22 protein-coding genes, 1 tRNA gene and 1 pseudogene are annotated in these 22890 nt (G+C 66.6%); 15 read left to right on the forward strand and 9 right to left on the reverse strand.

Going from position 1 to position 22890, the window contains the following annotated elements; all coding sequences use genetic code 11:
- The 4 genes from C464_RS12925 to C464_RS12940 all read left to right on the forward strand — a co-directional run.
- Window positions 1–624 (forward strand): CARDB domain-containing protein (locus C464_RS12925; protein WP_275039720.1); only part of this gene is annotated, 624 nt, incomplete at its 5' end.
- A 149-nt stretch (window positions 625–773) separates the two neighbouring features.
- The gene (locus C464_RS12930; protein ID WP_006114195.1) at window positions 774–1709 is read left to right on the forward strand and encodes a hypothetical protein; all 936 of its coding nucleotides are present in this window, start codon (window positions 774–776) and stop codon (window positions 1707–1709) included.
- Window positions 1710–1861: 152 nt separating this feature from the next.
- Complete coding sequence (locus C464_RS12935; RefSeq protein ID WP_006114196.1) at window positions 1862–3025, forward strand: signal peptidase I; 1164 nt, start codon at window positions 1862–1864, stop codon at window positions 3023–3025.
- Window positions 3026–3030: 5 nt separating this feature from the next.
- Window positions 3031–4371, forward strand: a complete 1341-nt coding sequence (locus tag C464_RS12940; protein WP_006114197.1) for a DUF5305 domain-containing protein — start codon at window positions 3031–3033, stop codon at window positions 4369–4371.
- A gap of 943 nt (window positions 4372–5314) precedes the next feature.
- Here the strand turns inward: C464_RS12940 and C464_RS12945 are convergent.
- Window positions 5315–5848 (reverse strand): DUF7344 domain-containing protein, encoded by a 534-nt coding sequence (locus tag C464_RS12945; RefSeq protein WP_006114198.1) that lies wholly within the window; start codon window positions 5846–5848, stop codon window positions 5315–5317.
- Window positions 5849–6798: 950 nt separating this feature from the next.
- On the opposite strand from C464_RS12945, the gene C464_RS12950 reads away from it, so the two are divergent.
- The 4 genes from C464_RS12950 (at window position 6799) to C464_RS17655 (ending at window position 10328) form a co-directional block, all read left to right on the forward strand.
- On the forward strand, window positions 6799–7908 hold the full coding sequence (locus C464_RS12950; RefSeq protein WP_152420958.1) for a twin-arginine translocation signal domain-containing protein: 1110 nt from the start codon (window positions 6799–6801) through the stop codon (window positions 7906–7908).
- 3 nt (window positions 7909–7911) lie between these two features.
- Window positions 7912–8445 carry a signal peptidase I gene (locus C464_RS12955; protein ID WP_006114200.1) on the forward strand — a complete coding sequence of 178 codons (534 nt, stop codon included), beginning with the start codon at window positions 7912–7914 and terminating at the stop codon, window positions 8443–8445.
- A gap of 63 nt (window positions 8446–8508) precedes the next feature.
- Complete coding sequence (locus tag C464_RS12960; protein ID WP_006114201.1) at window positions 8509–9627, forward strand: hypothetical protein; 1119 nt, start codon at window positions 8509–8511, stop codon at window positions 9625–9627.
- Window positions 9628–9716: 89 nt separating this feature from the next.
- On the forward strand, window positions 9717–10328 hold the full coding sequence (locus tag C464_RS17655) for a TasA family protein (RefSeq protein WP_080510459.1): 612 nt from the start codon (window positions 9717–9719) through the stop codon (window positions 10326–10328).
- A 229-nt stretch (window positions 10329–10557) separates the two neighbouring features.
- Here the strand turns inward: C464_RS17655 and C464_RS12970 are convergent.
- Both C464_RS12970 and C464_RS12975 read right to left on the reverse strand, forming a co-directional pair.
- A pseudogene (locus C464_RS12970) lies at window positions 10558–10776 on the reverse strand (NAD-dependent epimerase/dehydratase family protein); the annotation flags it as partial.
- A gap of 200 nt (window positions 10777–10976) precedes the next feature.
- On the reverse strand, window positions 10977–11171 hold the full coding sequence (locus C464_RS12975; protein ID WP_006114204.1) for a heavy-metal-associated domain-containing protein: 195 nt from the start codon (window positions 11169–11171) through the stop codon (window positions 10977–10979).
- 117 nt (window positions 11172–11288) lie between these two features.
- On the opposite strand from C464_RS12975, the gene C464_RS12980 reads away from it, so the two are divergent.
- Window positions 11289–11879: an AsnC family transcriptional regulator gene (locus C464_RS12980; RefSeq protein WP_006114205.1), complete on the forward strand. Its 591-nt coding sequence runs from the start codon at window positions 11289–11291 to the stop codon at window positions 11877–11879.
- Window positions 11880–11948: 69 nt separating this feature from the next.
- A tRNA-Gln gene (locus tag C464_RS12985) sits at window positions 11949–12098 on the forward strand.
- A 118-nt stretch (window positions 12099–12216) separates the two neighbouring features.
- Here the strand turns inward: C464_RS12985 and C464_RS12990 are convergent.
- Window positions 12217–12642: a low molecular weight phosphatase family protein gene (locus C464_RS12990; RefSeq protein WP_006114206.1), complete on the reverse strand. Its 426-nt coding sequence runs from the start codon at window positions 12640–12642 to the stop codon at window positions 12217–12219.
- A gap of 234 nt (window positions 12643–12876) precedes the next feature.
- Here C464_RS12990 and C464_RS12995 point away from each other — a divergent pair, with 234 nt between their 5' ends.
- Window positions 12877–13365, forward strand: coding sequence for a hypothetical protein (locus C464_RS12995; RefSeq protein WP_006114207.1), 489 nt, complete (start codon window positions 12877–12879; stop codon window positions 13363–13365).
- A gap of 202 nt (window positions 13366–13567) precedes the next feature.
- Here C464_RS12995 and C464_RS13000 read toward each other — a convergent pair whose 3' ends face one another.
- The 4 genes from C464_RS13000 to C464_RS13015 all read right to left on the reverse strand — a co-directional run bounded on the left by C464_RS13000 (window position 13568) and on the right by C464_RS13015 (window position 16679).
- Complete coding sequence (locus C464_RS13000) at window positions 13568–14620, reverse strand: cell division FtsA domain-containing protein (protein ID WP_006114208.1); 1053 nt, start codon at window positions 14618–14620, stop codon at window positions 13568–13570.
- On the reverse strand, window positions 14617–15102 hold the full coding sequence (locus tag C464_RS13005) for a FlaD/FlaE family flagellar protein (RefSeq protein ID WP_006114209.1): 486 nt from the start codon (window positions 15100–15102) through the stop codon (window positions 14617–14619). Before C464_RS13005 ends, C464_RS13000 begins: the two co-directional genes overlap by 4 nt.
- A 132-nt stretch (window positions 15103–15234) precedes the next feature.
- Complete coding sequence (locus tag C464_RS13010) at window positions 15235–16071, reverse strand: phosphatase PAP2 family protein (protein WP_006114210.1); 837 nt, start codon at window positions 16069–16071, stop codon at window positions 15235–15237.
- Between the two features lie 95 nt (window positions 16072–16166).
- On the reverse strand, window positions 16167–16679 hold the full coding sequence (locus tag C464_RS13015) for a zinc ribbon domain-containing protein (protein WP_006114211.1): 513 nt from the start codon (window positions 16677–16679) through the stop codon (window positions 16167–16169).
- Window positions 16680–16798: 119 nt separating this feature from the next.
- Here C464_RS13015 and C464_RS13020 point away from each other — a divergent pair, with 119 nt between their 5' ends.
- The 3 genes from C464_RS13020 to C464_RS13030 all read left to right on the forward strand — a co-directional run bounded on the left by C464_RS13020 (window position 16799) and on the right by C464_RS13030 (window position 20496).
- A complete protein-coding gene (locus C464_RS13020) occupies window positions 16799–17707 on the forward strand; it encodes a pantoate kinase (RefSeq protein WP_006114212.1) in 909 nt (302 codons plus the stop codon).
- 77 nt (window positions 17708–17784) lie between these two features.
- Complete coding sequence (locus tag C464_RS13025; RefSeq protein ID WP_006114213.1) at window positions 17785–19176, forward strand: signal recognition particle protein Srp54; 1392 nt, start codon at window positions 17785–17787, stop codon at window positions 19174–19176.
- Window positions 19177–19278: 102 nt separating this feature from the next.
- Window positions 19279–20496: an MFS transporter gene (locus C464_RS13030; protein WP_006114214.1), complete on the forward strand. Its 1218-nt coding sequence runs from the start codon at window positions 19279–19281 to the stop codon at window positions 20494–20496.
- 34 nt (window positions 20497–20530) lie between these two features.
- Here the strand turns inward: C464_RS13030 and C464_RS13035 are convergent, their stop codons facing one another.
- Window positions 20531–20950, reverse strand: a complete 420-nt coding sequence (locus tag C464_RS13035) for a DUF2237 family protein (protein ID WP_006114215.1) — start codon at window positions 20948–20950, stop codon at window positions 20531–20533.
- Between the two features lie 107 nt (window positions 20951–21057).
- Between C464_RS13035 and C464_RS13040 the strand changes: the two genes are divergently transcribed.
- A complete protein-coding gene (locus tag C464_RS13040) occupies window positions 21058–22869 on the forward strand; it encodes a helix-hairpin-helix domain-containing protein (RefSeq protein WP_006114216.1) in 1812 nt (603 codons plus the stop codon).
- Window positions 22870–22890: the final 21 nt, after the last annotated feature.

Genomic DNA, 22890 nt, shown 5'->3' on the forward strand with positions numbered 1-22890 from the left:
GTGACGCTCTACCGGCAGACCGACGCGGGCGAGTGGGAGGAGAAGCCCGCGGAGGTCGTCGACAAGGACGTCGTCGAGATCCTCGACTTTCCCGAGGACCGCGTCCACTTCCGTGCGACGACGACCGTGTTCTCGACGTTTGCGATCGCAACGCGCGAACCCCGATTTGACGTCGGAACGGTGACGATCTCTTCGGAGGCAGTCGACCCCGGCGAGCGCGCCACGGTCCGGGCGACTCTGCGGAACGGCGGTGGCACGGCAGGCTCGCGCACGGTGACGCTCACTGCCAACGGCGAGCCCGTCGCGACCCAGCGGGTCGATCTTGATCTCAATGAGCGCGCCACCGTCGCCTTCGAACCGACGTTCGACGAGCCCGGGACGTACGACCTCGCGGTCGACGGCGCGCCCGCGGGAACGCTGGTCGTCGGCGATCTGGGCGGCGACGGCGACTCGGGCGACGGCGACGCGAACGACGTCGGCCCGGCGGAGCCCGACGGTCCCGCGGCCGACTCGCCAACCGAGGAGCCGAGCGGGATCGATCCGCCGAACATTGCCGGGCTCGGCGTCCTCCTCCTCATCGTCCTCGCGAGCGCTGCGCTCGTCCGCCGCATGCCAAAATCGTGACGCCCGCCCGCGCGAACCGACGACGCAGCCGCGGCCGAGACAACGGGAGGGCACCCCGACGATCGGCCCAGCACGCAGACTGCGTCGAGCGTTATCACCGCTGGAAGCCGGACCACAGTCGTTAACTCACCGTCGGGGCACGAACAGTCGTGAGCGACCTCTCGTCGGAGTCGGACCGCTCGATCTCGGGGCCAGACGCGAGCGACGGCCCCGTCCGCGACCGGAGCGCGCGCGACCGGACGGGGTACGCGGCGTTCTTCGCCGAGCTGTCCGCCCGCGCTCGCCCCCGCGACCTCGTCGCGCTCTGTGCCCCCCCGGTCGCGCTCGTCGCCGTGTTCGCGCTGCCAGAGGCGACCCGACGATCGCTCGCGTTCGCGTACTTGGAGCCGACGGTGCTGTCGGCATTCGCCGCGCACTACGTCCACCTCGGGACCGACCATCTCCTCGGCAACCTCGTCGGGTACGGACTCCTCGCCGGCGTCGGCTACGCGCTCGCGGTCCTCGGCGGACGCCGGCGCCTCTTCTTCACCGCTCTGGTCACGTACCTCCTCGCCTTCCCGTTCGCGCTGTCCGCGTTGAACCTCGCCGTCCCACGGAACGCGATCGGTTTCGGTTTCTCCGGGATCAACATGGCGCTCGCCGGACTGCTCCCGATCCTGTGGTACTGTTACGCTCGCCAGTGGTTCGCGCCCGCGGCCTCGATACGCGCACTGCCGGCGGTCTTCTTCGCGCTCGTCGGGTGGATCGCGCTCCTTGCGCTACCCGTCTCGACTGAGGGAATCGGGATCGCGGGGCTGGCGATCGGCGTCGCGGGCGCGCTCCTCGCGGTGCTGTACGTGGCCAGCAGCGAGGTCCGGTTCCCGCCGGCGATTCGGACGCACGCGACCGCCGTCGCGTCGCGTCCCGGCTACGGGGAGCTGCTGGTCGTCGGCGCGGTGGTGGCCGTCGGCTACCCCGTCGTCGGCTTCCCCGCTGACCCCGCCGGCGGCGGCAGCGTCGTCAACCTCTACGTCCACCTTCTGGGGTTCTGTCTCGGCTTCATCGGCCCGTTCGCGCTGCTCGCGGGGGGTGCCTTCGACGAGTAGCGACGCCCGTTCCCCGGCGAACTCGCCTCCACCCACGAACTTATTAGCACACGCCGCCGTTCAGCGATCGACGGCTACCTGACGCTTGCGCGACAGAAATATCGGTGCGGCGGCAGCCGCTTCAACCCCGTCTCCGAGCCGAGTCTGATACCATGTCGATCAAACGAACGCTGTCCGTGGCCCTACAGGTGGCCGCGGTGTTGGTCGTTCTCTCGCTCGTCGTCGGGCAGTTCCTCGGCCAGCCGGTCCTCCTCAGCTACGTCGAGACCGGCAGCATGCAGCCGACGCTCGACCCGGGCGACGGGTTCATCGCGATCCCGGCCCAGATCGCGGGCGGGATCGGGCCCGGAGACATCGTGACGTTCGACGCACAGGAGATCCAGGGCGGCGGGCTGACGACTCACCGGGTCGTCGAGGAGACCGAACGCGGCTATATCACCCGCGGCGACAACAACCCGTTCACCGACCAAGACGGCGGCGAGCCGGTCGTTCAGGACGCGGACGTCGTCGCGAAGGCACTCCAAGTGGGCGGCGGCGTCGTTGTGATCCCCCACCTCGGGACCGCCGCCATGGGGTTCCAGTCCGCGTTACAGTCTGTCCAGACGCAGTTAGCGGTGACGTTCGGCGTCCGGTCGCTCCAGGGGACGCAGGGGCTCGCGTACATCATCTTCGGGCTGTCGGCGGTCGCGTACGCGGTCGACTGGTACCTCACCGCCGGCGGCCGGGACCGGGAGACGCGCGACCGGTCCCGCGACGATGGGACCTCCGTGCTGGCGATCCTCGGCACGCTGGCGCTGGTGCTGATGGCGACGGCGACGGCGGCGATGATCGTGCCGGCTGGAACGCAGGAGTACGGCGTCGTGAGCGCCGAGTTTGAGTCGGAGAACCCGACCGTCATCGAGAGCGGCACGAGCCATGAGCTCGAGTACGTCGTCCCCAACGCCGGGATCGTCCCGGTGTACGCCTACGTCACGCCCGCGAGCCCGGGCGTCAACGTCGACCCGCAGCGGCTCTCGGTGGGGAGCCGCGGAGAGGCGTCGACGACAGTGACGTTGTCGGCACCGGACGAGACGGGGTATTACCGCCTGTTCGTCGTCGAACACCGCTACCTCGCTGTGTTGCCTCCTGGGATCGTCGACGAACTGTACGGCGTTCACCCCTGGGTCCCGCTCGTCGCGATAAACGGGCTGCTCGGCGGCGGCGTCGTCGCGATCGGACTGCTGCTCCTGCGCGGCGAACCCGCTCGGATCCGGTCGCGGGACTCCCGCGAGCGTCCCCCGCTCCACCGGCGACTCCTCCGCGAGCTGTATAAGTAACACGCATGTCTTCAGATCCCAACGAACGCCGACTCCGACTCCGCGCCGTCCTGAACGCACAGTCCACCGCAATTCTCGTCGCTTGTCTCGTTCTCACCGCGGTCGGGGCGGGGCTCGTGTACACGACGCATGTCGACCCCGGCACGGAGACGGAGAGCCGGACGGTCTCCTCGCTCACCGTCGAAAGCGAGTACCGCCACAGCGCGACGGTGACGGAGCCGAACGCGGTCTTCGAGACCGGCGCGGTGCTCGACGGCCGGAACACGTACTTCACGCGGATCGCCCCGGAGCTCGACGTGGACGTGGCGATGAGCTACGCCGCGTCGAGCGCCGAAAACGTGACCGTCGAGCTCGACTCCGTGCTCGTGATCCGGAATGTCGGCGAGGGTGACACGGTCTACTGGCGTGAGACAGAGCCGCTCGCGTCGGAGACCGTCTCGGGGGTCGGGCCCGGCGAGACCGTCAACACCACGTTCACGCTCAACAGCACCGCCATCGACGGGCGCGTGGCGTCGATTGAAGAGCAACTCGGCGCGTCGCCCGGCGAGACGGAGACGTTTGTCACGACGGAAGTCGCCGTCGACGGGTCGATCGGCGGGGTCCCAACGGCGTCGACACAGACACTCGACATGACGGTCGCGCACAGCGGCGACACGTACTCGGTCGACGAGCCCGGCGTCCAATCGGACACTACGTCGCGGAGCGAACCGGTCACCGTTGAGCGGGAGTACGGCGTGCTCCGATCGCTGGGCGGCCCGCTCCTCCTGCTCGTCGGCCTCGTTGGGGCCGCCGGAATGAGGTACGCGGCCCGGGAGTTCGACCTCGCGCTCACGCCCGCGGAGCGGAACTACCTCTCGTATCGCGACGACCGCTCGGAGTTCGCGGAGTGGATCACGACGTTCCGGCTCCCCACTTCGGTCCACGAGCGCCCGACCGCAGAGGCAGGGTCGCTGCGTGACCTCGTCGACTTCGCGATAGACAACGACACCGGCGTCGTGGAGGACCCCGAGACGGGTGCGTTTCACGCCGTCTCCGGGGATTTCGTCTACACGTACCGCCCGCCGGCACCGACGGACTCAGGCGGGGGATCCGGTGACCAACCCGACGGCGACGCGATCGACCCGGAGAGTGGCCCCGGCGACCGCGACGCAGCCGAGCGGGACGGTGAACTCGCTGACCCAGAATCCACCGACGGCGACGAGTCGATGATGAATTGGGTCCGCGGGGCGGTCTCATTCGAATCTGCGGATCCGGACGCTGCGGCCGCGCCCAACAGCGGTGAGGAGACCGCCCGCGACGCAGAACCCAGCAACGACGACGAGAACGTGACGGACGACACGGTCTGAGACGACCACGGACGGCCCGCCTCGGATCAAGCCTCTTGGTTGTCGTTGATCGCTAGATTGTGTCGGATCCGTCAACCTCGTCTGGGTTCTCCTCGTTGTACCACGAGCGTTCTGGCCCCCATCCGAGTAGCCGCTCAGCCTTCGAGCAGTCGGATTCGATTCCTTCGGTGTTGTGCTTTTCAACAGTACCCCGACTCGGATCACCGTCATTAGAAAGAGCAAGGAGAATACCCATAGCTTTAGCCACATTTTGACGTCGTCCTCCGCAGGCGCAAAGTGGTTATGATAGCCCCCCTCATCTCATAATCCCATCTGGGCCAACCTACCGCCCGCCACTGCGTGGGTTCGCCGACGTCGCTTTGGTTTTGTTTCTGTTCCTATTAATCGCGAACTCTCGGCTGCAACTTGCGACGTCTGAATAGCCAACGCAGACCAAGGAGATGGCAGATTCCTGTGCGTGGACCCTGCCGACTCATTCTGGCTCGGATGCGCTAGAAACTGCGATCCCAGTGCTTTCATGCGGGGCAACAAGCGTAGTGACTTCTGGGAGTGTTCCCTCATGGATGCTCTCGCCACCGGTGAGGTACCATGCGAGCCGTACCGAGAATGTTTCACCATAATCCAGCCGAACGATCGTATCCGGTGGCACTGTCTTGAGGATACTGTCGAGTTTGTCGGCCGAGAACACTGATCGTGCGGAGCCAGCATTCGCTGGACCCGGAAGATTGGCTTGTTCGCGGCGATATCGTGTGGGTGGTGGCGTTGATGTAGCGTCAGTTGTGGCCGGTTTCATATCGAACGTGTAGTTCTCCTCGGTGTCGACGTTGTCGCTCTCCCACCAGATACGTAGAACCCTCGGATGTTTGCACCCTCAGCGAACTCTGTGGCCACCCAGACCATACCTGTGTGAAAAAGTTCTGGACACATTTGAACGCGTGCTCCGTCAGTCAAACATTGCATTAAGATACACCCAGCGGGACATCCACAGTTGGTATCCAATTGAGACGCTGAAAACGACAAGAAACACGCTCACGAACAAGACCGGATCGATCATGGAGATGACGGGGACCTCAACGAGCGCTGCGAAGACGATGAGCAACGAGAGCGTGCCAAGCATGCTGTAATATTCGCTCCACGTGATCCCGTATGGAGTGACGACTTCCATGTACACGTCGACAGAGCGGGCGTTCTCGGTGAGTCGGATTGTCTTCCTGTTGGACTCGTACTCTACGATTCCGCTGTTGTCGAGTTTCGGGAGATGCGTCTGGTGGAGCGAGTTGTAGACGCTGTTGCGGATATTCTTTGGCGGCGGCGACTCACCGGTCTCGCGTTCGGCGATGCTTTCTGCAAGGTCTCGGAGAGTCGTCTTGCCAACTGTACCTTGTAGTTGCTTGATCACTTGACGCCTGCGCTCGTTGCGAAGCAGATCGTGGATGTCCGTTTCAGGAATCTCTTGGGATCGACTTCTGATGGCCATATCTTGAGTTCTCCTTCTGGTCTCTCCAGCCGAACACCAAGACACACACAATAGTGTTTCAAAGGTAATTGTGTCCTAATAGACATCAGTCCGTTTCAGGTGGTCCCTTCGGTCGCAAACTAGGGGTGTTCTCGGAAGACGATGCTTTCAGGTCAAAGTCAGTAGTTTCCGACCGTATTCTGTTCCCCATGCGCATTGAGCTATTAGTACTTTTTCTCGGAGTAGTTTGCTCCTAACAGGCCAAATACCGGCGTATAAGCCGGTTTCGTTTATACAGACAGGCCATCGCAGGTTCGTTTTGGCCGTCCACTGGTTCGAGAAGATACCGAAGGTCACGCTCTGATTGTAGCCTCCTAAACCGCTCATTGGCTCCTCAAATCCCCGGTTCAGAGATCCAAACTAGCTATTATGTCAGAAATTAAGTGATTAGCTAAGGGGATGGGCGTTTTGGCGTCTGGTACGCCCGGCGGGGACACGCGTCGGGACGATCACGATGCCAACCGAGAGCTTCGAACCGCCACGGTGGAACGCGCTACCCGGCCTCAGTACCAGTAGCGTCACCTCCGTCGAAGTCGGTACGAGGACAACTGCGAACGTCAGCGAGGAAGAGTCAGCTCGGGTCCTCGCGGACAGGTTGTGCCTGTACGTCGAGCATTTTGGGGTGGTCACACAGAGCGAGCGTGGTTTCGAGATCGGAGTCACCGCGCCTGGCGACAGCAGGACGACGACCCCCCTCCACCACGGAGTGCCAGCCACACTCTCAGACGAGCATCTGGACCACGTTCCGCACGCGGGTGCGGCGTCAGTCGTTGGGCAGAGTAGAACGCGCAACACGAATAATAGCCTGATCGGCGTTTCGGGGTTCGACTCCTCGGCAGGCCGTCCGCCTCGCTGCCCGGAGGTTTCGGGACCGGGGAGGCTGGCTCACGGACTACCGTTGGAGGTCAACGATGTCAGAAGATAATAGCGGCAAGGTCAACTTGTCACGGCGGAAGGCCCTCGCAGGCATTGGCGCAGCCGGTGCTGCGGTAGGGCTCGGAGGTATCGGTACTGTTGCACAACTGAGCGACACTGAATCGAACGCGGTCACGTTCACGGCCGGTGGACTTGACGGAGAGATCAGCTGGTCGGGCTCTTACAACGGGAAGCCTGTTAGCGAGTCTTCGCTAATCAGCATGGATACGTCCGGCACGACCGCTGACAACGGTGGGCTGTACGGGGACACTTCCATCCCCATCGACGTTTCGTTCACCGACGTAAAGCCGGGAGACTTCGGCTGTGTCAACTTCAGTATCGAAGTACAGAGCAACGCTGCGTGGGTTGCGTCAGGTCTCAACGTTGTAGAGAACATCGATTACAAGAACTACGAGCCCGAACTCGGCGCAGACCCGAACGTCACGTCTGCGAACGCAGGTCCCGAAGCGGACTCAGAGTTTACTGCGACCAGCTACGATGACCTCGAAGGGGAACAGCTCACACAGGGAGAACTCGCACAAAACATCTACGCGCTGCCGTACTACGATAGTGACGGCTCGTGTAAGTTCTTCGATGCCGGCTCGGACCAGTTCGACGCTACCAATTACGACGGTTCTGGCCCGAGTGCATTCTGGTCGAACTCCCAGAGTGGCGATGAACTCGTCAACGGAGAGCCCTTCATCGGTCCAGACGGGACTGAAGAGTACTACTTAGCTCCGCGCGACCTTGTGGACATCTCCCAGAATGTCAATGCCGTGGATACCGCTCACTGGACGTCAGGTGACGGCAGTCTCGGCTACCAGACGGCTTCAGGTGGGAGTGCGTCTGTCGCAACTGGCAGTGTGATGCTCGACGGCTCTGCCGCCACTGACGGGACGACGGGGAACAACACCCAGGGCGTCTCGCCGCTCCAGCCCAGTGAGACACTGAACTTCGGCTACGACTTCCACATCCCCTTCGGCACTGGGAACGAGATCCAGGGCGACAGAGCGTCTATCGTGCTGGACTTTGCGTTCCTCCAGAGCAGACATACCGAAGCACCGAACTTCAACGAGTTCGCCCCCGGCAACAACACGCCCGAGTAACGCGTGAACTACCTGAGAATCATCAAGATTCTCGGGTTCACCGCACTGGTGACCGCAGTAGCTCTGTCGGCCATCAACGCCTTTCCGGGGTTGGTGGGAGCAGACTACTCGTTCATCGTCCAATCAGGCAGCATGGAACCAGCAATCTCAACCGGCTCGGTGGTGTTCGTGGAGGCCATACCTCCGGACCAAGCAGACGAACGTATTGAGGAAGGTGACGTAATTACGTTCAGTAAGTCTGGGAGCATTAGCCAGACCACAACGCATCGGGTGGTTGAGAAGCAAACCGGCGACATCACCGATAGCGTCGCCTTCGTCACAAAAGGCGACGCGAACGAAAACCGAGATGGGGAACCGGTCCTCCGAAATGAGATTGTTGGGAAGGTGATGCTTGATGTCCCACTGATGGGATACGTAGCTCGGTTCGCTGGGACCAGTACCGGGTTGGCCGTACTGGTTATCCTTCCAATGACGCTGCTGTTTATGGACGGCCTCTGGCAGGTCTACCTCGCGTACGAGCCCGAGAAGGACGGATAGCAATCAACCAATCAATACCATATTGGCATAACTGAGGTTCGATTCCTCAGATGGGCATCAAACATGACTAAAATACCCAGACGCAGCGTGCTCGGTGGGCTCGGACTCATCGGGTTCGGGAGCGTGGCGGGAGGTGTCGGGACGAGGGCGCTCCTCAGCGACACAGAGGAAGTCGCAGTCATCGCAACTGCTGGTGAGTTAGATATTCAGTTGGATTGGAAGGCGTTCCACAACGGGACTCAGATCGCTATGCAGGCTCCAGCGGATACGAGCGGTCAGGTAGCGGCCCACTTCACAGACATCAAGCCTGGGGATGCTGGTTGTTTCAGTCTCAGTATCCACAACGAGACGAATCCTGCGTACGTGTGGCTCGCGATGGATATCGAACATGAGACAGATGGTGGAGACCAGCCGCAAGATGATCCCCACGAAAGCGAATGTCCACCGGTAGAGTATCCGTGGGTGTGTGGGCAGACTACAACAGACGGGAGCGTTACGATCGCTAACGATGGGGGTACCCTCATCGTAGAAATCGAGTCTGCTTCTGGCCAGTCACTCGGAGAGACGCATCTCCACATAACCGACTCTATCGAGAGTATCCCTGGTGGTCCGTCTCCGGGTCAGTTCGATTACAGTCATGAGAATATCGATGCGACTACGGACACGTATGAGATTCCATTCGAGAACTCGAACTACAGTCTCTCATGTGGAGACACCCCTGTCATCGCAGTTCACGCGGAAGAGCTTGACGGGGAAGAGACCTGTTGGGCTGGTGCCACGGAAGTGAACTCGGGTCAGGGAGGAAGTTGGGCGTTAGCAATCGACCACACAATCGACTGTTGCTCGCCGACGGAGTTGGCGCAGCCGGCCGAAGAATATTCGCTCGCTGATAGGATTCTCCTTGATGCGTTCTGGGATACCAACGGGGACTGTAAGATCGACAGCGATGATACGGTGTTGTTCAGAGACATCACGCTCAGAAACTTGGCCAATAACATCGCTCCATCGACGGGTGGGATAATGCCAGAATGGGACATTGATGGGACACAGAATTTCTCACTCTTGTGGCGCATTCCGAAAGCGGTTGGAAACGAGATTCAGGGCGATGAATTGACGATTAGCTTCCACGCGTACGCGGAACAGCGGAGGCACAACGTTGACCCAACTAATCCCTGGGTCTGATCGCACCCTCTCGGAGCGACTCAGGTTCGACTCCTGAGGAGGGCTTTGCACCAATACGGTGCTGGTTGACGGACTACCGTAACACAACAATGACAGATGACGATGGAATAAGCAGACGAAAAGCACTCGGGGGTATCGCGCTGACGGGTATAGCAGCAGGTGGAGGCGGCGCAGGGACATTCGCGTACCTCACAGACTCAGATTCAGTTGACTCCACATTCAAAATTGGGAGTCTCGTTCTGGAGACCACTCCCAGCGACGGAGCATTGAAATTCGAGAGTCTGGCAGAAGGCGAACAGAACTCGTCAACCATAGACGTGTGTAACGGCGGCTCGCTCCCGATCAGGAACGTCATCCTCGCCGGGCTTACGATAGATGGCAACACCGAGGTTGCGAAAGCCATCAAGATCCGTGAGGTGAGATACGGCGGCGATACCGTGGCCGATCCGTCGGATATCACAGACGCCAACAGCAATGGCATCACTGATCTCGACGACCTCAATACTTGGCTGGGGGACAGGAGCCTCAGCCTCACTGACTCGACGGGCCAAGGCACGCTCAACGGGACTGATGCCGGTGGCAGCGAGTGTGCGTTGCTCGTCATCAAAACGGAGATGGATTACAGCGTGCTGTCCGATGTTCCTGATAATGCGAGTGTCAATGCGTCGGTGGACCTCATTGGCAAACAAGAGCCTCTCTGATCCGATCAATTTTTATCCAAACCGCAGACAGAACCCGTGTTCCAGATTCTTCTGGGAGAACGACACAGGTCTGTGTCCGGGTGGATAACTGAGCACGGTGTAGTAGGGAGCCGATCAAACGGGGAAATTTCGAGTTTTCAGAGCTAGATCAATTCATCTGCGTGGATACTGATCACTGATACGAGTCACAGACCCGGGCGACACCCTCTTCGAAGCCGATCTGGGGTTCTCAACCCGTGGCTTCGTGGAGCTTTGAGTGGTCAGCCATTGTATCGTGGACGTACACCGCAAGCGGATTCTCGGTGTACTTCGGCGCAACGTTAGTGCCGAGTTCGTCGTTGATCAGCGCGACCATCTCGTTGAACGCGTGACTTTCGGCGGTACCGACGTTGTAGATGCCCTGAAGTTCGTGATCGGCCGCGAGCTCGCAGGCGCGGACCACGTCGTCGTGGCGGTCCTCGGTCGGTGGCGTCCTCCGGTCGTCGGCGACCACCTCGCGGCCCGCATCGGCGAGCGCGTCGACCATCCACGCGCCGACGCCGCCGCTCGATCCCGTGAGCAGTACCGTGCCCATGTCTCAGCGAGCGCGATTGGAACAAAAAGGAGCGCGATCCGGGTGCGTGCGACGCTCGTCGCGGTCGTCGACCTCTACGCCGACGCCTCGTAGCCGGCGTCCTCGATGGCGGCCACGACGGCGTCTACGTCGATGTCGCCCTCGACGGTCGCGGTGCCCGCCTCGTGGTCCGCGCTCGCGGACTCGACGCCCGGCAACTCGCCGAGCGCGTCGGTCACGTTGTCCTCACAGCCCGTACACGACATGCCGTCGACCTCTATCGTCGTCATACGTGACTGTTGACGCCGCCGACACAACTGCCTTTCTGTCGCCCCCGATGCCGACCGTTTTCCGCGACCGTCTGACCTCCCGGACGGCTTTTGCCCGCGTCGGCCGAACGCCCGGCCATGCGCACGCTCGACGAGACGGACCGAGAGATCATCAGGCTGCTGCTGGCCGACGCCAGACGGCCGTACAGCGACATCGCCGACCGCGTAGACCTGTCCGCGCCCGCGGTGTCGGACCGGGTCGACCGCCTCCGCGAGGTGGGCGTCATCCAGGGCTTCACGCTCCGGATCGACGGGGACGCTCTCTCCGACGGGTTACGGGTGCTCGTGACCCTCGCCGTCCCGCCCGCGGAGGCCGAGCGCGTCCACGGAGCGGTCGCGGGCCACGAGCGCGTCGAGCACGCGTTCCTTACCGCCGACGGCGAGGTGACGCTCGTCGCGCGCGCCGAGGTGGGGACGGCCCGCGACCTCGTCGACGACGCGGTCGGACTGGACGCCGTGCGCGACCTGTCGGTGCGGCCGCTCGACGCCCACGACTGGTCGCCCGCGGTCGGCGACGCCGACCTCGCGGTTGAGTGCGTTGAGTGCGGTAACACCGTCACCGCCGAGGGGGAGTCGGCGCGGATCGATGGGACGCTGTACCACTTCTGTTGCGGCTCCTGTCGGGAGAACTTTGAGGAGCGGTTCGACCGGATCGAAGAGGGGGCGTAGCCGGGGGACGGAACCGGTCTCGTCGCGGAGAGTAACCTACTTGAGTGCCCGCCGGTTAGTCGGATATGAAGTCCCGTGGTGTAGTGGCCAATCATAATGGCCTTTGGAGGGAATTCGACCGCGACGCGCGTTCAAAGCGGCACATTGCCGCTCTCGCCAAGAGCTCGGTCGGGTGCCCGAAGTCAGCCATTGACGGCGGTTCGAATCCGCCCGGGACTATTCTCCGAACAGAGTGAGGCGAACAGTCCCGCCTCCGGATTCGAAGCGAGGAACGGAGCGAAGGGAGAGAGTACCTCTACCGCGAACGATCTCGTGGAACTATCGCCGCCCGAATCGACTACTCCTCCGCGAAGAACTCGTCGAAGAGGCCAATCACGCGGCCCTCGATCTCGTCGCGGATGTCCCGGACGCGCTCGACGTCCTGCCCGTGCGGGTCGTCGAGGGCCCAGTCGCGCCCCTCGACGCCGTCGGCGAGAGTGAGCGTCGAACACCCCATCGTGGCGACGACGTCGCAGCCGTCGAGCTCGTCGGTCGAGACCTCCTGGGGAACGCGGTCGCCGATGTCGATGTCGACCTCTCGCATGACTTCGACGACCTCCGGGTGGACCTCGTCGGCCGGGTGCGTCCCGCCGGTGACGACCTCAACGCGGTCGTCGAGGCCACGATCGCGGCGCTCACGCTCGGCGAACGCCGCCGACATCTGGCTGCGACCGGCGTTCTGGACGCAGACGAACCCGAACGTCACGACATCGTCGTCGCTCATACTCGGAGACCTCGCCGTGCCGGATTAACGGTTGCTAAGAGCGATATGGAGTGATATATATCCGGCAGCGAGACCGCCATCCGAGCGCTCTCGTCTCGGCCGTTCTCGTCTCGATCGTCCTCGTATCGGCCGCTCCCATGTCGGCTGTTCCTCCGTCGGCCGCCGCGCTGCGGGGACGCCTCAGGTCTCCCGACCATGTATGTCATTTTTTACCATGGGCGTCGTGGACGGGGTATGGAGATGACCCAGTACCGCGAGGCGGTCGCGGCGAACCGGCGCGAACACGGCTTCGAGGCGGTTGACGAGTGGACGGACGAGTTCGAACACCTGTGGATCGCTCGGCAGACGGACGAGTCGCTCGGCGCGGTCGTAGCGCTGGCGACGCTCGTCGACGCCGAGGGGTTCGACGCGCCGGCGCTCCGCGACACCGCGGCGGCGTTCCGCGACGTTCTCGCCGGCAGCGTCGACGCCGAACCCGGGCGCGCCGACGGCGGCGCGTCCCCGACGCTGATCGGGTACGTGACGTTCGCGGCTCCGGACCCCGACGCGTCGCTGATCGAGGCGATGTCCGGCTTCACGGTCGCGGAGCGCCGGACGAACGTGTTCCCACTCGTGTACGACACCGCGGCGGAGCAGCTCCACCGACACGAGGTGCCGCGGCTGAAGGGGCGCGGTATCTACCGCCGGCAGGCCGAGGACGCCGAGCGGCTCTTCGACGTATAACCGACCGCGGATCGACGGCGAACACCGCCAAAGTCCCAACCCCTCGACAATACGTGGTCCACTAGAAATCAGGCGTGAACGACTCCGTAGCCCCAGTCGCGAGGCGGCCCCGCAGGCACGCGCCACCGACCATACTCGGTCTCGCGTGACGCGCCGCTGCGGGGCTCGAAAAAATCGAGAAACCGCTCCGCTCGCTCGTCGCTCAGACCAGTCGCGCCGCGATCCGCGCCGCGCCGTCTGCGGCCGCGACTGCGGGCTCCTCGGGCGAGACAATCTCGATGTCGCGGTCGAGCTCCTCGCTGAGGCGCTTCTCGAACTCCTCGGTGAGCCCGGGAATACACGCCATACCGCCGGTGGCGGCGATGGGGCGGCCGAGCGCCAGCTGGTAGGGCTTCATGTGGTCGTTTGCGAGCTCGGGGAGGAACTCGTTGGCGACCGTGTCGACCGCCTCGTCGATGTACCGGTCGATCGGCTCCTGAACGCCGCGGTCGACGGTGAACTCGTGGCTTCCGCCGCCCGGCTGCTGGACCACGTCGGTGAACGGCTCGAAGTCGTACACGTCGCCGTGCTGCTCTTTGTACTCCCGGGCGGTCGTCCGGTCGATGTGGACCCGTCCCTGCGTTTCCTCCTCGACGGCGGCGACGATCCGGCGGTCGACCTCGTTGCCCGTCACAGAGCCGGTCGAGAACGGCGAGAGCTGCTCGCCGCGCCGGTAGGCGCACGCCTCCATCGTCGTCGAGCCGAGGTTCACCGAGACGAACACCTCGTCGATCGCGTCGAGCCCGTCGCCGTAGGCGGGGATCGCCCCGCACAGCGACTCGGGGTAGCTCCGCGTCTCGACCTGACCGATGGAGGAGCCCTCGATCACCGACTTGAGGTTCTCGACGCCCGCCTCGTTGTCGATGGTCGGCACCGCGTAGACGACCGCGCTGTCCTCGGGCACGTCGTGCGCGTCGACGACCGCCTCGAAGAAGCGCTCCGCGTCGGCGACGCTGTCGTCGTCCTCGGGGAGTCCCGAGCGCAGCATGAAGCGCACGCGGTCGGGGTACTCGACCGCGGCCTCCTCGCCGAACAGCACCTTCTCCTCGCCGGTGATGGCGTCCTCGTAGGTCGCCAGGCAGGTCAGCACTGAGTGGCGCTCGCGGCCTCCCCGTCCGTCGGGGATGTCGAGCACCGTTCGGGTGCTGCCCAGTTTCACGCCGACCGCTGCCGATTCGTCCGATTCGTTGATGTCCGTGGATTCGTCGTCGCTCATTGGTCACTCGCACACGAAGCGATCCGGACGATGGAGACGAGGCTGATCCGGTGGTCCGCGGGGGTGAACGGCCGGTCCCGCGTCGGGGCGTCGAACCCCTCCAGGCGGCGCGTCAGCGCCGCGACTGCGTCGTCGCCGACCCAGTCGACCTCGCCGTAATAGGACAGCGCGTCCCGGCTCCGCACGCGGCCGCCGACGTCGACGAGGTAGCCGAGCCACTTGCCGATCTCGCGTTCCGCCGCGGGCGAAGCGGGAATCGCCGTCAGGTACGGTCGATCTGCCGGGTCTTCGCCGTCGTGCCGCGCACCACGCTGACGCTGGAGCAGTTCCGTGAACGCGGCCGAGCGCGCCGCCTGCTCGGCCCGGTTCCGGTTCGGCCGCCGGAGCGCCCGCTCCCGAGGCGCTCCGTCCGCACCGTCTCGCGGGGCGTCCGCGATCCGGCGCAGCTCTCGTACGTCGTATCGTCGTGGATTCAGACTCATGGTTCCGTCCGTCGTTCGCGTCCGTACCTCGACACTCGCGGCGGGGTCATATCATAGTTAGCCCTCAGTTATCACCGATGAGAAACTACCGGACTGCTCGACTTGACCGTAGTGGAGCGATTCGGCCGCCGCTCAGCCGACGATCCGGTCCGCGGCCGCGACGCTGCCCGCGGCCAGCAGGGCCCCCGCGACGACGTCCGTCACCCAGTGGATCCCGAGGAACACCGTCGCTACGACGATGCTCCCCGCGAGGAACGCGGCCACCGGAGTCCACCGCGGGAACTCCCCGTGAGTCGTCACCGCCGCGAACGCCACCGTCACCGACAGCGCGGTGTGGAGCGAGGGGAAGACGTTCGTCGCGGCGTTCACCTGCGAGGTGAGCGCCGTCACCCCGCCGAACCAGTCCAAGAGCAGCGGCTCGACGCTCGCCGCGCTCGGGTCCGCGCCCGCGACATTCGGGTAGTTCCGCGGCCCGTACGCGACGACCCCGGCGTAACAGCCGATCGCGACCGCGTAGTTCACCGCGTACGCAGCGATCAGCCGCTTCAGGGGCCGCAGCCGCTCGGCAAACGCGTACGCCGCGACCGGGAACGCGAGCAACACGACGTAGCCGACGACGTAGGCCGGGCCGAAGTAGTATACCGCCCACCGCGGGATCGCGTCCTGGACCGCGGCCACGAGGTCGCCCTCGACCGCGTAGATAGCCGTCGTCGCACGGTAGCCGTACTCGAAGGAGAACGCCTCGATGCGCCGGATGAACCCCTTGTTGACGGCGAGCACGAGCGCGAGCCCCCCGACGTACGGGGCCGCCCCGACCGCGCGGTCGCGGAGCAGGTCCTGGTCCCCGAGGACGCTCCGGATCCGCGCTCGGCCGACGCACGCGGGCAGGAGCACCGCGAACGCGGCGAGGACAGCCCCGCCGACGACGGCGACGAGCCCGATGAGCCCGGTCGGTGCCCCGCCGGTCATCGGCGGTCACCCGTCACTGCGTCACCCGTCATCTGTCGATCGGCACGCGGGACGGCCGAGCAATCAGTCTCCCGATACCGGTCGAGTTGTCCGCGTTACCGGCCGTCGGGCTCCGCCCACGGGAGTGGCTCGGTACACCAGTGACAGAAGTCGAGGTCGGCGTCGGTCTCCCGACCGCAGTTGGGGCAGGTCACGTCGAGGCTCTCCCCCGCATCGCCCGCCGCGGACGGCGGGGATGGGCCGGTCCCCGGCCCCTCGTTGCCGTCCGCGCTCGCGGTGCGACGCCGCATCGCCTCCGCGGCGGCGTCGACCCGCTCGCGCTCCGCGACGTCCGCCCGTCCGACGAGGTACGCGTCGACTGCCGACAGCACGGTCAACACCACGATCGGCAGCGCCACGTCGCTGGGGACCGCGGCCGATACTGCCGCGGGGTCGGCGAGGGGGTTGACCGGCTCGACGTCGTACAGCGCGAACAGCGCGATCCCCCCGCCGACGACGGTCAGGTGCCACAGCAGCGCCCGACCCCACCGGCGCAGCGTGAGGTGCCCGAGCCCCGGAAAGACCAACGCGAGCACGGCGGCGAGGACGGGGCGCAGCTGGCTTCGCATACGGCCCGAGTTCGCCCGGCCGGTACTTATGCCTGCGGTGTCGATGTCGTCGCGCGCCGATTGGGGCCGCTTCGGCCCGGATAACAACCGTTAATCGCGGCCCGCTCGTCGGCGGCCACATGAGCAGCCAGCGGGCGACCGCGTTCGTCCCGGGTCACGTCACCGCCCTCTTCAGCGCGCACCCCGACGACGATCCGGCGGTCGCCGGGTCGCGCGGCGCGGGCGTGACGCTCACCGACGGGGTGGCCGTCCGGGTGTTGGCCGTCGACGCCGGTGAGACCGCGGCCGGCGACGGAGGGTCGGCGACGAGTGGCACAGAGGCGGCGACGGCGGACGCCGACGCCGGGGTGACGACCATCGACGGCGAGCCGGGGTCGATCGGCGCGGTCGACGACGTGCTCGCCGAACTGGGCGTCGCCGCCGACGTCGCGGTCGAGACCGACCTCCCGATCGGGGCCGGCTTCGGCGTCTCCGGCGCGGCCGCGCTTGGGACCGCGCTCGCCGCGAACGACGCGTTCGGCCGGGGGCGCTCCGAGAACGAGCTCGTCCGGATCGCGCACGCCGCGGAGGTCGGCCGCGGGACCGGCCTCGGCGACGTGGTCGCGCAGGCGCGCGGTGGGATTCCAATCCGGCTCGAACCCGGCGCGCCGGGCGTCGGCGAACTCGACGGCGTGCCGGCGACCGCGCGCGTCGAGTACGTCACGTTCGGCGAGCTGTCGACGGAGCGCGTCCTCGGCGGCGACACGGCGACCCTCTCCGCCGCCGGCGAGGACGCCCTCGACCGGCTCCGCGCGGACCCGCGGCTCCCGACGCTGATGAACGCGGCCCGGACGTTCGCCTGCGAGGCGGACCTCCTCGTCCCCGAGGTCGCGGAGGCGATCGCCGCCGTCGAGGCCGCCGGCGGCGAGGCCGCGATGGCGATGCTCGGTCGCACGGCGTTCGCGCTCGACACCGGCCTCTCCGACGCGGGCTACGACCCGGAGGTCTGTCGGGTTGACGCCGCGGGCGCGCGGCTCGTCGACGACTGAGCCCGTCCGGTCCGGGACGCGTCGCCGTGCCCGCCGACGAACAAAGCTTTAGCCCGTCGCCCGCCTAGCTCCGGCAAATGGTACTCGACGACCTCGGCACGTCCCTGCGGAGCAGCCTCGACAAGCTCCAGGGGAAGTCCCGACTCTCCGAGAGCGACGTCGAGGAGATCGTCAAGGAGATCCAGCGCTCCCTGCTGTCCGCCGACGTCGACGTCTCCCTCGTCATGGAGCTGTCGGACTCGATCAAGTCCCGCGCGCTCGAAGAGGAGCCGCCGGGCGGCACCACGGCGAAGGACCACGTCCTCAAGATCGTCTACGAGGAGATGGTCGAGCTGGTCGGCGACTCGACCCGGCTCCCCCTCGAGAACCAGACGATCCTCCTCGCCGGCCTCCAGGGGTCGGGGAAGACGACCTCCGCGGCGAAGATGGCGTGGTGGTTCTCGAAGAAGGGGCTCCGCCCCGCGGTCGTTCAGACCGACACCTTCCGCCCCGGCGCGTACGATCAGGCGAAGCAGATGTGCGAGCGCGCGGAGGTCGACTTCTACGGGAACCCGGACAACGACGACCCGGTCGACATCGCGCGGACGGGGCTCGAAGAGACGGCCGACGCCGACGTCCACATCGTCGACACGGCTGGCCGGCACGCGCTCGAAGACGACCTCATCGCGGAGATCGAGGAGATCGAGGGCGTCGTCGACCCCGACCGCTCGCTGCTCGTCCTCGACGCGGCGATCGGGCAGGGCGCGAAGGAACAGGCCCGCCAGTTCGAGGAGTCGATCGGCATCGAGGGCGTCGTCATCACCAAGCTCGACGGGACCGCGAAAGGCGGGGGCGCGCTGACCGCGGTCAACGAGACCGACTCCTCGATCGCCTTCCTCGGCACCGGCGAGACCGTCCAAGACATCGAGCGGTTCGAGCCGTCGGGGTTCATCTCCCGGCTGCTCGGGATGGGCGACCTGAAGCAGCTCTCCGAGCGCGTCGAGCGCGCGATGCAGGAGACCCAGGAGGAGGACGAGGACTGGGACCCCGAGGACATGCTTCAGGGCGACTTCACCCTGAATGACATGAAACGGCAGATGGACGCGATGAACAAGATGGGACCGCTCGACCAGGTGATGGACATGATCCCCGGGCTCGGCGGCGGGATGATGGACGAGCTCCCGGACGACGCGATGGACGTCACCCAAGACCGGATGCGCCGGTTCGAGCGCATCATGGACTCGATGACCGAGGAGGAGTTAGAGAACCCGCGCGTCGTCGGTCAGTCGCGCACGGAACGGATCGCCCGCGGCTCCGGCACCGACGAGGAGACGGTCCAGCAGCTGCTCGAACAGCACTCGATGATGGAGCAGACGATCAGCCAGTTCCAGGGGATGGGCGACGGCGACATGCAGCGCATGATGAAGAAGATGGGCGGCGAGGGCGGCGGCCTCGGCGACATGATGGGCGGCGGCAAGGGCCCGTTCTGAACGGCTCGCCCCGAGACCGTCGAATCCGGCCGCGTCGACCCGCCGACCCGACTCCTGCCGCCTTCCGCCCTTTTAATTCAGTGACTCCGCAACGACGAGTCGATGAACCGCGACCGGATCGGCGAGTACGACGCCCTGGTCCTCGTCTCGCTCGTCTGGTTCCTCGGGAAATTCGTCCGCTACCTCTTCCCGCCGCTGTTCGAGTCGATCCGGGGCGCGTACGGCGTGAGCAACGCCACCGTCGGGACCGCGTTCACCGGCTTCATGATCGTCTACGCGCTGTTACAGTTCCCGAGCGGCGCGGTCGCCGACCGCGTCGGCCCGGTGCGGGTGATCGTCGCGGGCGCGCTCGTCGCCGGCGCGGGGTCGCTCGCGGTCGTCGTCGACGCCCCCTTCGCCGTTCTCGTCGCCGCGATGCTCGTCATCGGCGCGGGCACGGGCGTCCACAAGACGGTCTCCGTGCGGCTGATCGCCCGCGTCTACCCCGCCCGAACCGGGCGGATGCTCGGCGCGCACGACACGCTCGGGGCGATGGGGGGAGTCGCCGCGCCCGCGGTCGTCGCCGCGGTCCTCTCCGCCCCGCCCGCGCTCGCGGTCGTCCTCGCCCGGCTGCCGGGCGCGGACTGGCGAGCGCCGTTCCTGCTCACCGGCGTCCTCGCGGTCGGGCTCGCGGTCGCCACGGCGCTGCGGCTCTCCGGGTCGCCCGCGGCGACCGCCCCGACAGACGGGGACGAGAGCCCCGGCGCGGCGGCGTACCTCCGGCTGTTCCGGAAGCCGCGGTTCACGGCGTTCGTGCTGGTGACCGTCGCCTTCTCGTTCGCGTACAACGGGACGGTCGCGTTCCTCCCCCTGTACCTCTCGGAGGCGGCCGCGCTCCCCGTGTCGACCGCGAGCCTGCTGTACTCCGCGCTGTTCGCGGTCACGTTCGTCCAACTCGTCTCCGGGGATCTCTCCGACCGGCTCGGCCGCTTCCCGGTCATGGTCGCCGCGCTGGGACTCGCGACGGCGGCCCTCGCGGGCCTCGTCGCGCTCGCGGGGGCCGGCGCGATTCCCCTCGGCGTCCTCGTCGTTGCGCTGGGGCTCGGGTCCCACGGGTTCCGCCCGGTCCGCGGCGCGTACCTCGTCGAGGCCCTCCCCGACAGGCTCGCCGGCGGCGGCCTCGGCGTCGTCCGGACCCTCCTCATGGGCGGCGGCGCGCTCGCGCCCGCCGCGGTCGGCGTCATCGCCGACGCGGTCGGGTTCCGCCCGGCGTTCGCCCTGCTTGCCGGCTCGATGGGGGTGGCGGCGGTCGGAGCCGCCGGGCTCTGGCTGACCGAGTGAGGCGGCGCGTCGAGCCCCGGTCCGCGCTCGGGGCTCAGTCCAGGCGTTCGGGGTCGAACGCCTCCGGGTCGAACTCGTGCTCGCGGAGTCGGTCGGCGTCGACGGACCGCAGCACCGACTCGTTCGTGGCTTCGAGGACGACCGGCGGGGCGACGCCCGCCTCGGCGGCCTCCAGCCACCGACCGACGCAGAGACACCAGCGGTCGCCCGGCGTCAGCCCGGGGAAGTCGAACTCGGGGCGCGGCGTGATCAGGTCGTTGCCGCGGTCGCGGCTGTATCGGAGGAACTCGGCCGTGACGACCGCACATAGGGTATGCTCGCCGGCGTCGCCGTCGACGTCGCGGCAGCGGCCGTCGCGGAGGTAGCCGGTGGTCGGCTCGTGGCCGCAGGGGGCCAACTCGCCGCCGAGGACGTTGCGCTCGTCGCGGTCGCCGTTCGCGTCGTCGGTCGACATGGACGCGGGTACGGTCTCCGACGGAATAAGCGGCCGGCGAGCCGCCGCGGCCCGTCGGGCGGTCGTCCGCCACGCGGTATAAGTGGGACGCCGCCGAACTGTCCCCGATGAGCCGGAACGACGAGGTCGCGACGCGGCTGGAGGAGTTCGCCGACCTCCTCGAGGCGACGGGCGTCGAGTACAAGCCGACCGCCTACCGACGGGCGGCCGAGAACGTCCGCGACCACCCCGCGCCGATCGAGGGGCTCGCGGCCGAAGGCGAGGACGCGGTCGCCGAGATCGATCGCGTCGGCGACGCTATCGCCGCGAAGATCGTCGAGTACGTCGAGACCGGCGACATGGAGGAGCTGACCGGGCTCCGCGAGGAGCTCCCGGTCGACATGGCCGGGCTAACCGCGGTCGAAGGGGTCGGCCCCAAGACGGTCGGCTCGCTGTACGACGCGCTCGGCGTCACCGACTTAGACGAGCTGGAGGCCGCCGCGGAGGCGGGCGAGATCCAGACGGTGTCCGGGTTCGGGGCCAAGACCGAGGAGAACATCTTAGACAACATCCCGTTCGCGCGGGAGTCCCGCGAGCGGACTCGCCTCGGCGACGCCCGCCCGGTCGCGGACGACGCGCTCGCGTACCTCGCCGACCGCGACGCCGTCGAGTCCGTCGAGGTCTGCGGGTCGATCCGGCGGTGGAGGGCGACGATCGGCGATATCGACCTCCTCGTCGCCAGCGAGGCGCGCGAGCCGATCGTCGAGGCGTTCACCGACTGGCCCGCCGCGGACGCGACCATCGAGGCGGGGACCGGAAAGGCGAGCGTCCGCGCGGACGGCACGCGCGTCGACCTCCGGATCGTCGACCCCGACGAGTTCGGGGCCGCGCTCCAGTACTTCACGGGGTCGCGCGCGCACAACGTCGCCGTCCGCAATCGGGCGATCGACCGCGACCTCAAGCTGAACGAGTACGGCCTCTTCGACGTGAGAGACGTCGACGAGGAGCCCTCCGGAGACGCCGAACCCGAAGACGAGGCCGACGACGGCGAGGGCGGCGACGCCGCGGAGCCCGACTCGACCCGCGTCGGCGAGCGCGTCGCGGGCGAGAGCGAGGACGGGGTCTACCGCGCGCTCGACATGGACCCGGTCCCGCCCGAGCTGCGCGAGGACCGCGGCGAGGTCGCGGCCGCCGCCGAGGGGCGGCTCCCGTCGCTCGTCGAGCCGGGCGACCTCCGCGGCGACCTCCACACCCACACCGACTGGTCCGACGGCGGCTTCTCGATCGCCGAGATGGCCGCCGCGGCCGCGGAGCGCGGCTACGACTACCACGTCGTCACCGACCACGCGACGGGGCCCGGGATGGTCGGCGGGGTCGGCCTCGACGAGGCGGCCGTCGAGGAGCAGGCCGCGGCGATCGCCGAGGCGGCCGACGAGGTCGACGTCCCGATCCTCCACGGGATCGAGGCCAACGTCGACGCCGACGGCGGCCTCTCGACCGACGACGAGACCCTCGCCGCCCTCGATCTGGTCGTCGCGTCCCCGCACGCGGCGCTCGGGCAGGACGGCGACGCGGCCACCGAGCGGCTGGTCCGGGCGGTCGAACACCCGCACGTCGACGTCCTCGGCCACCCGACCGGTCGCCTCATCAACGGGCGACCGGGGCTCGACCCGGACGTCGAGGCGGTCGCCGAGGCGGCCGCCGCGTCCGGGACCGCGATCGAGGTGAACGCGAACCCCGCCCGACTCGACGCCGACGGGGAGTTCGTCCGGGCCGCGGTCGAGGCGGGCGCGACGATCGCGGTCAACACCGACGCGCACGCGCCCCGCGAGCTCGACAACGCCCGGTACGGGATCCACACCGCGCGGCGGGGGTGGGCCGAGACCGCGGACGTGCTCAACGCGCGCTCGCTCGACGGGCTGCGGTCGTTCCTCTCGTGACGGGGGGCGAGAAGCGCGACG

It is taken from the genome of Halorubrum coriense DSM 10284 (assembly GCF_000337035.1).
GTDB classification, from domain to species: domain Archaea; phylum Halobacteriota; class Halobacteria; order Halobacteriales; family Haloferacaceae; genus Halorubrum; species Halorubrum coriense.